The 14336-nt window shown below is 52.7% G+C and carries 12 protein-coding genes and 1 pseudogene; 11 read left to right on the forward strand and 2 right to left on the reverse strand.

From position 1 onward, the window contains the following. The first annotated feature begins 7 nt into the window (after positions 1–7). The 11 genes and pseudogenes from IPK30_03845 (at position 8) to IPK30_03895 (ending at position 11995) form a co-directional block, all read left to right on the forward strand. Positions 8–1057 carry an acyl-CoA/acyl-ACP dehydrogenase gene (locus IPK30_03845; protein ID MBK8102425.1) on the forward strand — a complete coding sequence of 350 codons (1050 nt, stop codon included), beginning with the start codon at positions 8–10 and terminating at the stop codon, positions 1055–1057. 14 nt (positions 1058–1071) lie between these two features. Then, a complete protein-coding gene (locus tag IPK30_03850) occupies positions 1072–2220 on the forward strand; it encodes an acetyl-CoA C-acetyltransferase (GenBank protein MBK8102426.1) in 1149 nt (382 codons plus the stop codon). A gap of 48 nt (positions 2221–2268) precedes the next feature. Continuing rightward, positions 2269–3153 (forward strand): SDR family NAD(P)-dependent oxidoreductase, encoded by an 885-nt coding sequence (locus tag IPK30_03855; GenBank protein ID MBK8102427.1) that lies wholly within the window; start codon positions 2269–2271, stop codon positions 3151–3153. Positions 3154–3156: 3 nt separating this feature from the next. Beyond that, positions 3157–4341 carry an acyl-CoA/acyl-ACP dehydrogenase gene (locus IPK30_03860; protein ID MBK8102428.1) on the forward strand — a complete coding sequence of 395 codons (1185 nt, stop codon included), beginning with the start codon at positions 3157–3159 and terminating at the stop codon, positions 4339–4341. A gap of 122 nt (positions 4342–4463) precedes the next feature. Further along, entirely contained in the window at positions 4464–5648 is a 1185-nt protein-coding gene (locus tag IPK30_03865; GenBank protein MBK8102429.1) for an acyl-CoA dehydrogenase family protein, read from the forward strand. 31 nt (positions 5649–5679) lie between these two features. Further along, a complete protein-coding gene (locus tag IPK30_03870) occupies positions 5680–6474 on the forward strand; it encodes an SDR family oxidoreductase (GenBank protein ID MBK8102430.1) in 795 nt (264 codons plus the stop codon). An 8-nt stretch (positions 6475–6482) separates the two neighbouring features. After that, positions 6483–6941, forward strand: a complete 459-nt coding sequence (locus IPK30_03875; protein MBK8102431.1) for a MaoC family dehydratase — start codon at positions 6483–6485, stop codon at positions 6939–6941. Positions 6942–6993: 52 nt separating this feature from the next. Further along, positions 6994–8197 (forward strand): annotated as a pseudogene (locus IPK30_03880) (acetyl-CoA C-acyltransferase). Positions 8198–8215: 18 nt separating this feature from the next. Next, positions 8216–8689 (forward strand): VOC family protein, encoded by a 474-nt coding sequence (locus tag IPK30_03885; GenBank protein MBK8102432.1) that lies wholly within the window; start codon positions 8216–8218, stop codon positions 8687–8689. A gap of 23 nt (positions 8690–8712) precedes the next feature. Further along, a complete protein-coding gene (gene ribB / locus IPK30_03890) occupies positions 8713–9822 on the forward strand; it encodes a 3,4-dihydroxy-2-butanone-4-phosphate synthase (GenBank protein ID MBK8102433.1) in 1110 nt (369 codons plus the stop codon). A gap of 1 nt (position 9823) precedes the next feature. Further along, positions 9824–11995: a primosomal protein N' gene (locus IPK30_03895; protein MBK8102434.1), complete on the forward strand. Its 2172-nt coding sequence runs from the start codon at positions 9824–9826 to the stop codon at positions 11993–11995. Positions 11996–12008: 13 nt separating this feature from the next. Here IPK30_03895 and IPK30_03900 read toward each other — a convergent pair whose 3' ends face one another. Both IPK30_03900 and IPK30_03905 read right to left on the reverse strand, forming a co-directional pair. Next, positions 12009–13388 (reverse strand): DUF1329 domain-containing protein, encoded by a 1380-nt coding sequence (locus IPK30_03900; protein MBK8102435.1) that lies wholly within the window; start codon positions 13386–13388, stop codon positions 12009–12011. Positions 13389–13458: 70 nt separating this feature from the next. After that, positions 13459–14322 carry a TIGR03619 family F420-dependent LLM class oxidoreductase gene (locus IPK30_03905; GenBank protein ID MBK8102436.1) on the reverse strand — a complete coding sequence of 288 codons (864 nt, stop codon included), beginning with the start codon at positions 14320–14322 and terminating at the stop codon, positions 13459–13461. Between the last annotated feature and the right edge of the window lie 14 nt (positions 14323–14336).

The raw sequence follows: 14336 nt of genomic DNA on the forward strand, positions 1-14336 counted from the left end.
GACGACGATGGACTTTACCTTTAGCGATGACCAATTATTGTTCCAAGAAGAAGTGAAAAAATTTCTGGTGAACGAAGTCACGCCAGAAAAAATTCGCGCCCTGTGGGAAACAGAAAGCGGCCGCAGTGATGATTTGTGGCAAGCGATGGCGGGCATAGGTTTAACCGGTTTGACCGTACCGGAAGAATTCGGCGGCATGGGCATGAACGCAGTGGATTTTGTGCTGCTCGCCGAAGCCTGCGGTTTTGTCGCGCTGCCTGAGCCATTAGTGGAAACGGTGTTGGTCGCCGTGCCGCTCATCAATGCGCTCAGTGTGGACGCGGCAAAATTTGCGTGGCTGCCGCGCATTGCCTCTGGCGAAGCGAAAGTCGCCGTGGGTTTAGCGCAAAACTTGTTGGTGGCGGATGCGCACATCGCCGATTTACTGCTACTGCAACACGGCGATGAAATTCACGCCGTCACCAAAAGCATGGTGCAACTGACGCACAATGAAAGCATCGACCCTTCGCGCAAATTGTTCAGCGTGCAGTGGGAACCTTCCACCGCCACTTGTGTTGCACGCGGTGACGAAGCGAAAAAATTGATTGCGGATGCGGTAAACGCCGGCGCACTCGGTGCAGCGGCGCAAGCCTTGGGTTTGACGCAACGCATGATCGAAATTTCGGTGAAATACACCACGGATCGCACGCAGTTCGGCAAAGCCATCGGCTCTTTCCAAGCGGTCAAACATCGCTTGGCGAATGTCGCTGTGCCGCTGGAATACGCGAAAGCAGTTGTGCATCGCGCGGCGTACTCCATTGCCAACAATCACCCCGATGCAGCACTGCATGTGTCGCACGCCAAACTCGCCGCCAGCGAAGCGTCACTGCTCGGCGCAAAAAATGGCATCCAAGTGCACGGCGCGATGGGCTACACCTGGGAAGTGGACATGCACATCTTTATGAAAAAAGCCTGGGCGCTGAACAACACTTGGGGCGATGTCGCGTTTCATAAAAATCGCGTGGCGGATTTTGTGTTGGTAGATGGCGCAAAAATTGGCGCGGGAAATACGTTTTAAAGAGGAATGAGACAATGCCAGAAGCCTATATTGTTGACGCAGTTCGTTCACCTACCGGCCGCCGCAAAGGTGGCCTTGCACACATTCACGGCGCGGATCTTGGCGCGCATGTGTTGAAAGCCATTGTGGAGCGCAACGGCATTCCCGATAACGAATACGACGATGTGATTTTTGGTTGCGTCGATACCATCGGCCCGCTGGCTGGCGACATCGCGCGCACCGCGTGGCTCGCTGCCGGTTTGTCGCAAGAAGTGCCAGGCACAACGATTGATCGCCAGTGCGGTTCTTCGCAACAAGCTGTGCATTTTGCTGCGCAAGCGGTGATGAGCGGCACGATGGATGTCATCGTCGCGGGCGGCGTGCAAACCATGACGCAAATTCCGATTTCTTCAGCGATGACTGCCGTCGAGCCGATGGGTTTCAAAGACCCGTTCAGCGGTTCAACCGGCTGGGTAGCGCGCTACGGCGCAGAACCGCCCACACAATTCAAATCTGCGCAGATGATTGCGGATAAATGGAATCTGTCGCGCAAAGATTTGGAAATTTTTTCTCTCGAGTCGCACACGCGTGCATTAAAAGCCATCGCTGAAGGTCGTTTTAAACGCGAAATTCTTCCGCTGGCCGGCGTAGAAAATGACGAAACACCGCGTCAGTCTTCACTAGAAAAAATGGCGGAGCTGGATTTCTTGTTCGGTTGTGACAAAGTCACCGCCGCCGTTTCATCACAAACTTGCGATGCCTCATCCGCGATGTTGATTGTTTCGGAAACCGCACTGAAACGATACAACTTGAAGCCGCGCGCGCGCATCCACCACATGAGTGTGCGGGCGGAAGACCCGATCTGGATGTTGACCGCGCCGATTTCTGCCACGCAGTACGCACTGAAAAAAGCGGGCATGAAAATGTCCGATATTGATGTGGTTGAAATCAACGAAGCTTTCGCTTCCGTGGTGATGGCTTGGTTAAAAGAAACCGGTTACGACCACGCCAAAACCAATGTCAACGGCGGCGCGATTGCCCTCGGTCATCCGCTGGGTGCTACTGGCACACGCCTGATGACCACGCTGTTGCACGAACTGGAACGCACCAACGGCCGCTACGGTTTGCAAACCATGTGCGAAGGCGGTGGTCAGGCCAATGTCACCATTATTGAGCGTCTATAAATAGCGAAAGACTGTAATTTTTTTAAAATATTTTGTGAGGATTTGATTATGGGTATTTTAGATAATCGCGTTGCCATCATCACCGGTGCCGGCGGCGGTTTGGGCGCAGCGCACGCCAAAGTGTTTGCCGCTGAAGGTTGTGCGGTAGTAGTGAACGACATCAACAAAGATGCCGCGCAAAAAGTCGTGGATGAGATTAAAGCAGCGGGCGGCAAAGCCATCGTCAACACCTCCGACATCACCAACTACGCCGACAGCGAAAACGCTGTGAAAGAAGCGATCGCCGCTTTTGGTGATTTGCACATTGTATTGAACAACGCCGGCATCAACCGCGATCGCATGTTTGCTTCCATGAGCGAAGCGGAGTGGGACGCCATCATGTCTGTGCATTTGAAAGGCCACTTCTGCATTGCTTCGCACGCGGTGCACTACTGGCGCGACGAATCAAAAGCCGGAAAAAAAGTCGATGCGCGCATCATCAACACCACCTCCGGCGCAGGCTTGCAGGGTTCTATCGGTCAATCCAATTACGCGGCGGCCAAAGCCGGCATTGCTGCACTCACCTTGAACCAAGCCGCAGAACTCGGCCGCTACGGCATCACCGCCAATGCCATCGCACCCGCAGCGCGCACCGGCATGACCACCGCCGTGGAAGCTATGGCCACACGCATGGCAGCACCCACGGACGGCAGCTTCGATTACTGGGCGCCAGAAAATGTGTCCTCCGTGCTCGCATGGTTGGCTTCCGCAGAAGCGGCGCAAGTCACGGGTCGCGTGTTTGAAGCGGAAGGTGGAAAAATTTCCATCGCCGACGGCTGGCGCACCACCGCCGGTGTAGACAAAGGCGCGCATTGGGCGCCAAAAGAAGTGGGCACTGCGATGAAAGAATTGCTGGCGAAAGAAGTGCCCGCACAAAAAGTTTACGGAACCTAAATAATGGAATTTCGATTCACCGACGAACAAAAAATGATCCGCGAAACGGCGGAAAGTTTTTTGCAAGATGTCTCCACTTCCGAAGCCGTGCGCAAAGCCATGGCGACCGATACGGGTTACGACACAGAACTGTGGCAGCGCATTTGCACGGAATTGTGCTTTCAAGCGATCACCATTCCTGAGCAGCACGGCGGCATGGGTTTGGGTTATGTCGAACTCGCGGCGGTGCTGGAACAAATGGGGCGCGTGTTGTTGTGTGCTCCGTTTTATTCCACTGTTTGTCTTGGTGTGAATGCATTGTTGATCGCGGGAACAGAAGCGCAACAAGCAGAATACTTGCCGCAAATTGTTGAAGGTTCATTAACAGCCACACTCGCCTACACCGGCGCAGCCGCTGCCAAACACGGCGGTGATTGGGGCGCAAATGCCGTCACGGCCACTTACAATAAATCTGGTGACAACTTTGTTTTAAACGGCACGCTGCGCTATGTGATCGACGGTCACACAGCAGATTTGTTAATCATCGCGGCGCGCGCCGAAAACTCGCAGGGTGAAAACGGCATTGCATTGTTTGCCGTGCCAGCGAATACAGCGGGCGTTGCGTGCCGTTGGACGCCGACCATGGATCAAACCCGCCATCAAGCGGATGTTATTTTGAATAATGTCAGCGTGCCAACTTCTGCCTTGATGAACAACGAAGGCACAGCGTGGTCGTCGCTGCACAAAATCATCAGCTTGGCAAAAATTGCTGTCGCGGCAGAACAGATGGGCGGCGCGCAAGAAATTCTCGATCGCACCGTTGCGTTTATGCAAGAGCGCGTGCAATTTGGGCGCAGCATTGCCAGCTTCCAAGCGATCAAACACAAAGCAGCCGACATGATGCTGAAATGCGAGGTGTCGCGCTCCGCAGTGTATTACGCCGCTTGTGTGGCGCAAGAAGCTCTGCAAGTGGATGGAGATAAAACGCTGGCTGCAGAATTGCACGAAGCGGCGGCGATGGCAAAAGGCTATTGCTCCGACAGCTTCTTTTTCAACGCCGGTTCAGCCATTCAGTTGTACGGCGGCGTGGGTTTCACTTGGGAATACGATGTGCACTTGTATTTCAAACGCGCCAAAAATACGGAATTGTTTTTAGGCAACAGCGCCTACCAACGCGAGTTGGTGGCACAGATGTTGCTGGACGCATGAAATGAACTTACAGCAGCTTCACATAAGCAGACCGTTGCCCGCAGGAACGGGCATCGAGCGTACACGGATGTATTTACAGCGTGTCTGCCGATGTGAAGCGGTTGTATAAAGAGTAGCCAATTATGAAATTAACTTTCAGCAAAGCCGATGAACAATTTCGCGCAGAAATTGCCGCGTGGTTAAAAGCCAATCTGGTGGGTGATTTTGAGCAACTCAAATTTCGCGGCGGCCCCGGCGACGAACACATGTTCCCGCACGAACGAAAACAGTGGGAACAAAAACTCGCTGAAGGCGGTTGGACTTGCGTCGGCTGGCCGAAAGAACACGGTGGTCGCGGTGCAACTATCGAACAGCAAGTAATTTATTTTGAAGAATACGCGCGCGCAGGCGCACCTGGCCGCGTGGGGCATATCGGTGAAGGGCTAGCTGGCCCTACCCTCATTGCATTTGGCTCAGAAGAACAAAAGAAAAAATATCTGCCAGGCATCGTGTCTGGCACAGAATTGTGGTGCCAAGGTTATTCTGAACCGGGCGCAGGTTCGGATTTGGCGAATGTCAAAACCAAAGCGCGTTTTGATGAAAGCAAAGGCAAATGGATTATCAGCGGGCAAAAAGTGTGGACCTCGCTGGCGCACGAATCCGATTGGTGTTTTGTGATTGCGCGCACCGATCCCGATTCTGTCGCGCACAAAGGCTTGGGCTTTTTCCTCGTACCTATGCACCAAACTGGCGTCACCGTGCGCCCCATCGAACAACTGACCGGCACCTCGGAATTCAACGAAGTGTTTTTTGATGACGCAGTGGCGGAAGACATCGTCGGCAATCCGGGCGACGGCTGGAAAGTCGCCATGGGCTTGCTCGGTTTTGAGCGCGGCGTGTCCACACTCGGCCAACAAATGTTGTTCCAAAATGAATTGGATGAAATCGTGCGCATCGCTAAAGAAAACGGCGCGGCAAAAGATCCGATATTGCGCCAGCGCATTGCGGAAGCGCACACCGGTTTGCGTTTGATGCGTTACAACGCCATGCGCATGTTGTCGGCTGGTGACGATGGCGCGCTGGATAAATCTTCGCTGGTGTACAAATTGCACTGGGCGAGCTGGCACCGCAACCTCGGCGTGCTGGCGATGGATATACTCGGCCCCGAAGCGGAAATGATCGAAAGCGCGCCGTACAACTTAACGCGTTTGCAATCCATGTATTTGTTCACGCGCTCCGACACCATTTACGGTGGCACCAACCAAATTCAACGCAACATCATCGCCGAGCGCGGCTTGGGCATGCCCAAAGAAGCCAAAGGCAGATAATTTTTTAGCGATTATTACAGAGGTCAGCACCATGGATTTTGTTAACAACCCCGAATATGTTCCCGGTCACGGTTTATTAAAAGGCAAGTCAGTTTTAGTGACGGCGGCGGCTGGTGTCGGTATCGGTTTTGCCGCCGCGAAAAAAGCAGTGGAAGAAGGTTGCCGCGCGATTGTCATCAGCGACATACACGAAGGCCGCTTGCAAGCCTCTGTCGATAAATTAAAAGAAGAAACCGGTTTGCAAAGCGTGTGGGGGAAAACCTGCAATGTTGCCGTAGAAGATGAAGTGCGCGCATTGGTTGACTTCGCGGAAAAAGAACTGAATGGCATTGATATTTTGATTAACAACGCCGGCCTTGGCACCTCCAAACAATTGGTGGATATGGAAGATGCCGAGTGGTTCAAAGTGATTGATGTCACGCTGAACGGCACCATGCGCATGACACGCTACATGATGCAAGTGATGAAAGCGCGCGGCACCGGCGGCGTAATCGTCAACAACGCGTCCGTGCTCGGCTGGCGCGCACAAAAAGAGCAAGCGCATTACGCAGCAGCCAAAGCGGGCGTGATGGCACTCACGCGCTGCGCCGCCGTGGAAGGCGCGGAAATCGGTGTGCGCATTAACGCGGTAGCGCCGTCACTGGCCGTGCACCCGATGTTGAAAAAATCCGCACCGGAAGAATTGCTAAAAGAATTGGAAGGCAAAGAAGCTTACGGGCGCGGCGCGGAAGTGTGGGAAGTGGCGAATGTGATGATGTTCTTGGCTTCCGATTATTCTTCTTACATGACCGGTGAAATTCTCGCCGTGTCTGCACAGCGCGCTTAAGGTTTTTTATGACGACAATTTTCAAACACCCCAACGAATTACTGCAATCGGTCGGCGCGCAGCTCGGTCACAGTGAATGGTTGTTGATCGACCAAGATCGCATCAATTTATTTGCCGATGCCACCGGCGATCACCAATGGATACATGTCGATCCTGTGAAAGCCAAAGACGGCCCCTTCGGCGCCTGCATTGCGCACGGCTATCTCACGCTGTCGCTGGTGAATTTATTTCTGCCGCAAATTGTGGATGTGCAAGGCATCAAAATGGGCGTGAATGTCGGTTGCGGAAAAATTCGTTTCCCGATGCCGGTAAAAGTCGGTTCTCGCGTGCGCGGCAGCGGTGAATTGGTAGAGGCCAGTGAAGAAAAAGGCGGCGTGCAAGCGGTAATTCGCGTCACGGTTGAAATCGAAGGCTCGGATAAACCCGCGTGCGTAGTGGACACCATTTCGCGCTATTTCCCCGAATAAATTTTCTTTTTTTAATATCAACTCATTGAACATCGCATAACAGGTAATCGCCATGAGAGAAGCAGTCATCGTATCCACCGCTCGCACCGGTTTAGCCAAATCATTTCGCGGCGGTTTTAATGAAACCGAAGCACCGGCCATGGCCGGCCATGTGGTGCGCGAAGTGGTGAAGCGCGCCGGCATTGATCCCGCTTCGGTTGACGATGTGTTGTTTGGTGCTGCTGCACAACAAGGCACGCAAGCGTATTGCTTGGGTCGCCTCGCAGCGATTGCCGGTGGTCTGCCGCCCACGGTTGCCGGCATGGCGATGGAACGGCAGTGCGCGTCCGGCTTGATGACGATTGCCACGGCTGCAAAATCCATCATGTGCAATGAAATCGACATCGCGGTTGCAGGTGGTGTGGAATCTATTTCTCTGACACAAAACAAACACAAAAATACTTTTCGTTCGCAATCCGATGCTGTGAAAGCGCTGGATCCCGCCGCGTATATTCCTATGCTGGAAACCGGCGAAGTGGTCGCCGCGCGTTACAACATCTCGCGCGAAGCGCAGGACGAATATTCCTACCACAGCCAAATGCGCACAGCAGCCGCGCAAAAAAATGGTATTTTTGACAATGAAATCGTGGCAATGAAAACCACGATGTCGGTATTTAATAAAGAAACCAAAGAGACCACTTTCAAAGAAACGGTAGTTGATCGCGACGATTGCAACCGTGCCGATACCACACTGGAAGGTTTAGCAAAATTGGAGCCGGTGTGGAAAGACGGCCAGTGGGTGAAAGAAGGCAAGTTCGTCACCGCCGGCAATTCTTCGCAGTTATCTGACGGCGCATCTGCCTGTTTGTTGATGGACAGCAAACTCGCTTCACAAAAAGGTTTGCAGCCTTTGGGCGCGTATCGCGGTTTGGCAGTGGCAGGCTGCAATTCCGATGAAATGGGCATCGGCCCGGTGTTCGCTGTGCCGAAATTGCTCGCACGCCACGGACTCAAGGTCGAGTGACATCGGCCTGTGGGAATTGAACGAAGCCTTTGCTTCGCAAGTGATTTACTGCCGCGACACTTTGGGCATTTCCAACGACATCATGAATGTGAATGGCGGCGCGATTGCTATCGGCCACCCATTCGGCATGAGCGGCGCGCGCATGGTTGGCCACGCGCTGCTGGAAGGCAAACGCCGCAACGTGAAATATGTGGTTGTCACCATGTGCATCGGCGGCGGACAAGGCGCAGCCGGTTTGTTTGAAGTGTTTTAATCCTTAGCTCGCTGCGCGATGAGCTTTGCCGTCAGCCGTATCGACCACGCCGTGTATTGGGTGCGCGATGTACAACAATCGAAAGATTTTTATACGCGCGTGCTCGGTTTGCAGGAGGTTGTAGACGAGCGCGGCGCCTGCCTACTACGCGCACCGAGTAGCGATCAGCACCACGATCTCGGTTTATTTCAAGCCGATACGCATGCCACGCGCACACCGCGCGGCGCGGCGGGGCTTTATCACATCGCATGGAAAGTAACGGCGATCGAAGATTTGGCCGCCGCCTTGCATGCGCTACAACAAGCCAATGCGCTGACTGGCGCTTCCAGCCACGGCGCGACGAAATCGGTGTATGGTGTAGATCCCGACGGCAATGAAATTGAAATTACTTTCACCATTCCACGCCACGATTGGGGCGAATGGGAGCACGGCGGCACGGTAGAGCGTTTGGATCTCGCGACAGAATTGGCGCGCTACGGCACAAAATCCTAGGACAAAAATCCTGAGGCAGGCACATGCAATTAAATACCACTGAAGAATTGATCGCCGATATTCGCGCGGGAAAAATGGTTATCTTGATGGATGACGAAGACCGCGAAAACGAAGGCGATATCATCATGGCCGCCGAGCATTGCGGCGCGGAACACATCAACTTCATGGCGAAATACGCGCGCGGTTTGATTTGCATGCCGATGTCGCGCGAACGCTGCGAGCGCTTGGGTTTGCCCTTGATGGTGCAAAAAAATGCGTCGGGGTTTGGCACAAAATTTACGCTGTCGATAGAAGCAGCTACCGGTGTCACCACCGGCATTTCAGCGGCGGATCGCGCACGCACGGTGCAAGTGGCAGCGGCAAAAAATGCGCAAGCGGCTGACATTGTACAACCCGGTCACATTTTTCCATTGATGGCCGAACCCGGCGGCGTGTTGGCGCGCACTGGCCACACCGAAGCGGCTTGCGACTTGGCGCGCTTGGCGGGTTTGGAATCCGCCGGTGTCATTTGCGAAATCATGAACGACGACGGCACCATGTCGCGCCGCCCAGATTTAGAAATTTTCGCCAAAGAACACCAACTAAAAATCGGCACGATTGCCGATTTGATTCACCATCGCCTTGTACACGAGCGCACGGTAGAAATTTCACAGCGCGCGCCGATACAAACTGATTACGGCGAATTTGAATTGGTTTCGTTTATTAACAAAGTAGACAAGGAATATCACTACGCCTTGGTGAAAGGCGACATCAGCGCGGCAGAGCCAACCTTGGTGCGCGTGCATTTAGCTACCGCGATGCGCGATTTGTTTTGCGCGCAACCGCCGGATACAAAAATCTGGAATATTCGGCGCTGTATGGAAAAAATTGCCGCCGAAGGCAAAGGCGTATTGGTGTTGATTCACCAGTGCGAAAGCGTAGAAGAATTGCACGATAGCGCACTCACTATGCTCGGGAAAAAACCGCTGCAAAATACCGCTGCCAGCCCCAACATTCATAAAACCGTGGGTGTCGGCGGGCAAATTTTGCGCGAGTTAGGTGTGGGAAAAATGCGTGTGCTTGGGCAGCCGCTGCGCTATCGCGCCCTCTCCGGTTACGACCTCGAAGTGGTCGAACATATTGCCTGCGAATAACTTGGTAATTTTGCGCATCGCACTGCCGGTTCCATTGCGGCGGCTGTTCGATTACTTACCACCAGAAAACATCGCCGCAGAACAACTGCAACTCGGCCTGCGCGTGCGTGTCAGTTTTGGGCGGCAGCAGTTAATCGGCGTGTTGGTTGCGCTGGCCGATCATAGCGACATTCCATTGCAAAAATTAAAGCCCGCGCAAGCAATCTTGGATGATACGCCACCTCTAACACCCGTGTTATTTGAAATCGCACAGTGGGCGGCGCGCTACTATCAATATCCGCTCGGTGAAGTGTTTTACAGTTTGTTGCCGCACACGCTGCGCGAAGGAAAAAATAATCAACTCGCACACGAGCAACACTGGCGCGCTATTCCATCCACAACACACACCTTGCGCGCCAACAGCAAATTACTTGCACTGTATCAATGGCTGTTGCAAGACAGCGCCGCGCGTGAAGATATTTTTGCCGCCGGCTATTCCAGCGCACAGATCAAAACACTGCACGAGCGCAGTTTGTTGGAATGCTATACGGCAGAACCCAGCGTTTTTGATGCAGCAAATTTATTAGCCGAACAACATTTGTCACTCAACGAAGAACAGCGCGTTGCGGTAGCGGGTGTCAGCGCAGGCAAGTTTTCCGCCACGCTTTTAGAAGGTGTAACGGGCAGCGGCAAAACCGAAGTGTATTTGCAGTTGATTGAAAAAGTTTTAGCGCGCGGCGAACAGGCTTTGGTGTTGGTGCCGGAAATTGGTTTAACGCCGCAAACTGTGTCGCGGTTTCGCCGCCGTTTTCACTGCCCCGTACTCGCGCTGCATTCAGGTTTAGCTGACGGCGAACGCTATCGCGCTTGGCGGCGCGCGCAGCGCGGTGAAGCGGGCATTGTGATTGGCACGCGCTCGGCATTATTCACACCCATGATGCAGCTCGGCATCATTATTGTGGATGAAGAGCACGACAGCTCATTCAAACAGCAAGAAGGGTTTCGCTACTCCGCACGCGATCTCGCGGTGTTGCGCGCGCAGCGCGAAAATATTCCAGTATTGCTCGGCAGCGCCACACCATCGCTAGAAACTTTATACAACGCCATGCAAGGCAATTATCAACACTGGCGTTTAACGCAGCGCGCCGGCAATGCCAAAGCACCCACTGTAGAAATTATTGATACGCAACGCATAACGCTCACGGAAGGCATCAGCGTGCCGCTATTGCAAGCCATGCGCGACACACTGGACAAAGGCAATCAGGTGTTGGTGTTTTTAAATCGGCGCGGCTACGCACCTGCACTACTCTGCGCCGATTGCAACTGGCCAGCGATTTGTGCGCACTGCTCTGCCAAACTCACGGTGCATAAAAAAACACAACAACTGCGCTGCCATCACTGCGATGCTGTAGAGCGTTTGCCGCACAGTTGTCCGCAATGCGCCAGCACGCGCTTGGATGCTATCGGCGTAGGCACACAGCGCACGGAGCAGTATCTCTGCGAGCAGTTTGCAGAGTATCCGGTGTTGCGCATTGATCGCGACAGCATGGCGCGCAAAAACGCACTGCACGATACCTTAGAAAAAATTCAACACGGCAAGCCCTGCGTACTGGTCGGCACGCAGATGTTAGCCAAAGGACATCACTTTCCGCATGTCACGCTGGTAGCAATTTTGGATATCGACAGCGGTTTATTTTCTGCTGATTTTCGCGCGCCGGAAAAAATGGGGCAGTTGCTAGAACAAGTGGCAGGACGCGCAGGACGCGCAGAAAAATCAGGACATGTGATGATACAAAGTCGCTACGCACAACATCCTCTGCTGCAAGCACTGCTGAAAGAAGGCTATCAACATTTAGCGCGTTTATTGCTGGCGGAGCGTCAAGCTGCCGCGCTGCCGCCTTATACCTATTTAGCACTGCTGCGCGTCGAACACACCGATCCCAATGCGGCATTACAACTACTGCGCGCGTGGATGAAACAGCTACAAATACAGTGTGAACTCGGCGTGCAACTGGCGGGCCCTTGGCCAGCGGCCATGGAAAAACGCGCTAATTTTTATCGTTTTGATGTGCAACTCAAAAGTGCACGGCGCAGTGCACTGCAAAAAACACTGGCGCAATTTTGTGCGTGGGCTGAGAATCAGAAATTACCGCGTGGAATGCGCTGGTCGCTGGATGTAGATCCAGCGAGTTGAATACACAGCGTATTTATTTACCCATCTGCCGCACCATGATCGGTGTGAAATAACTGTCTGGCAGTGGCGGATCCACATAGCGCGGCGGACCTTTCTGTTCATTCACTAAATAATTAGCCAAGTACGCGCCTTTTTCTAGATCGTGATACACCTCCATCCGTGCACCCATCCCAGGCAAGTCGTATTGATCGACCATGCTGCGGAAGTTAGTGCGCCACAAATTACCTTGGCCGTCATAGTTATCAGCCAACACCGCTGCCCAAGTATCTTCATCGGTGTAGAGCCTGCGTTTGGCATAAATATGGCGTTTGCCTTCGCGCAGCTCAGCCACAACCACATGTACGCGGTGCAACTCGTAGCGCATGTATTTCGGGTTGAGGTGATTTTTTGTCAACAATTCCTTGTAGGTGACTTCTGGGTTGTCCAATTCATTGTTGTTGTACGGGATAAATATTTCACGCATGCCCTCCAACTTCCATGTGTAGCGCGAGTTGGCGCCGTTGAACAACATCGCATCATCCACGGTGCGCAAACCGCCAGCACTGTCTGGGAAATCGTAAGCGATACTTGGCGAACGGCGTACACGACGCACACTGGGTAAGTACACCCAAGCATCGCGCGATGTATCACTCACATTTTTGTATTCGTGTACCAACACTATTGTGCCCTTTTCACGCGGCGGAGAAATCAATTGCACCATCACCATCGCTGCAATATTCGATTCATTAAATTTTTCACGCGTAATATTTTTCGAGTAATACTGCACATGGCGATTTTCAATGGACTGCCGCATATTTACTTCACCGTTATTGTATACAGCAGCGGCATCTACCGTGCCTTCGGTTGCACCCAACATCGGCGAAGCCATGTGATTCCACAACACTTCGGCGGCATTTTTAGGAATTGGAAATGGGACGCCAAAATACACATCGGTGGCGCTGTTGCCATCTGCGCCCAGGCCGGTATACAACGCGTTTAACTTGGTATTCTCGTGTACGCGATCGCTGTAACGCACATCGCGATGCGAAGGATAAATCGGCATCTGAAATGTATCAGGATATTTTTTGAATAAAGCGATCTGGCCATCGGTCAAATTTTTTAAATACTGCGTATAATTTTTTCCGGTGATAACAAACATAGGCTGCTTTTCATCGGGATACGGCGTGGGGTAATGCGTACCTGTACCTTTGTAATTTACACCGCGTGGCACACCGAGAATGCTCCCTGTCCATTTTGGAATGGTTCCTTCGGCATTACCTGCTGGGTTTGCGCCCATTGGCGTAAGCGTAGTACCCAACTTATCGGCTTCTGCCTGTGAGACCACACTCCAACTGTGTGATGCCATCAATAACAAACCGCAACCTGCTAACCAATGGAGTTTGGTTTTACGCATATTCCTGTCTCCAGATGTTTGTTGTTATTCGATGCTTATTGTTTTTATCTGATGCTCGACACATCTGCCTTTAGGATACATGAATAAATTGTTTTGCAAATGCCTCGATGCGTTTTTTCTTAAAGTCGATATCGCTGGGGACAATCTTGCCATCCACCATAAAGTTAGCACCGTTAGTCATGGTCACACCCATGGCTTCCACGCGCTTGAAGGTTCCATCCTGCGGCTGTAATACCGCCGTCCAGACATCAAATGGCTTGCTCTGTGTTCCTGCTTCTTCACGCGCCGCCTGCACTTTTTGCAACACCGCTGGCAATTGCTCTTCGGTGTAGCGCAAACCCAGCCAGCCATCATGTTGCGCGGCACGACGAAACGCGGCATCGCTATCACCACCAATAAAAACCGGAACTGGTTTTGTTGTGCCAGGCGACATTTGCAGCGGCGCGAAATCATGGAATGCACCGTGATGCTCGACCATCGCGCCCGACATCAGTTTTGCCATCACTTCCAGTTGTTCATCCGTGCGTTTGCCGCGTGTATGAAAATCGTGTCCGGTCAGATCAAATTCTGTTTTCTGCCAACCGATACCCACGCCCATGATGATGCGGTTATTGGATAAATACGCCGCCGTAGAAATCGCTTTTGCCGCATTAAAACTGTCACGCATCGGCAGCACATAAATCGTAGTTAAAAATTGCAGATTTTTTGTTTGCTGTGCTATCGCTGCTGCAATGACCCATGGATCAGGCCAGTGCGTTTCTGGATGCCAAAATACCTGCCCGTTTTGCGTGTACAGATATTCATCGACCTGTGTTTTGGTGGTGATGAGATGATCGCCAAAAGATACGCCATAAAAGCCCAGTTCTTCTGAGAATTTCGCCAGCTCAACAACCTGATCCAATTCACAAAACGCTAACGACTGCCAAAATTTCATGCGCTTTTCTCCTG

It is taken from the genome of Cellvibrionales bacterium (genome assembly GCA_016713115.1).
Lineage (GTDB): Bacteria > Pseudomonadota > Gammaproteobacteria > Pseudomonadales > UBA7239 > UBA7239.

Excerpts from the sequence above, each read along its gene's own strand:
- IPK30_03845 (MBK8102425.1), top strand. The coding sequence starts at position 8 with ATGGACTTTACCTTTAGCGATGACCAATTATTGTTCCAAGAAGAAGTG.
- IPK30_03850 (MBK8102426.1), top strand. The coding sequence starts at position 1,072 with ATGCCAGAAGCCTATATTGTTGACGCAGTTCGTTCACCTACCGGCCGC.
- IPK30_03855 (MBK8102427.1), top strand. The coding sequence starts at position 2,269 with ATGGGTATTTTAGATAATCGCGTTGCCATCATCACCGGTGCCGGCGGC.
- IPK30_03860 (MBK8102428.1), top strand. The coding sequence starts at position 3,157 with ATGGAATTTCGATTCACCGACGAACAAAAAATGATCCGCGAAACGGCG.
- IPK30_03865 (MBK8102429.1), top strand. The coding sequence starts at position 4,464 with ATGAAATTAACTTTCAGCAAAGCCGATGAACAATTTCGCGCAGAAATT.
- IPK30_03870 (MBK8102430.1), top strand. The coding sequence starts at position 5,680 with ATGGATTTTGTTAACAACCCCGAATATGTTCCCGGTCACGGTTTATTA.
- IPK30_03875 (MBK8102431.1), top strand. The coding sequence starts at position 6,483 with ATGACGACAATTTTCAAACACCCCAACGAATTACTGCAATCGGTCGGC.
- IPK30_03885 (MBK8102432.1), top strand. The coding sequence starts at position 8,216 with ATGAGCTTTGCCGTCAGCCGTATCGACCACGCCGTGTATTGGGTGCGC.
- ribB (MBK8102433.1), top strand. The coding sequence starts at position 8,713 with ATGCAATTAAATACCACTGAAGAATTGATCGCCGATATTCGCGCGGGA.
- IPK30_03900 (MBK8102435.1), bottom strand. The coding sequence starts at position 13,388 with ATGCGTAAAACCAAACTCCATTGGTTAGCAGGTTGCGGTTTGTTATTG.
- IPK30_03905 (MBK8102436.1), bottom strand. The coding sequence starts at position 14,322 with ATGAAATTTTGGCAGTCGTTAGCGTTTTGTGAATTGGATCAGGTTGTT.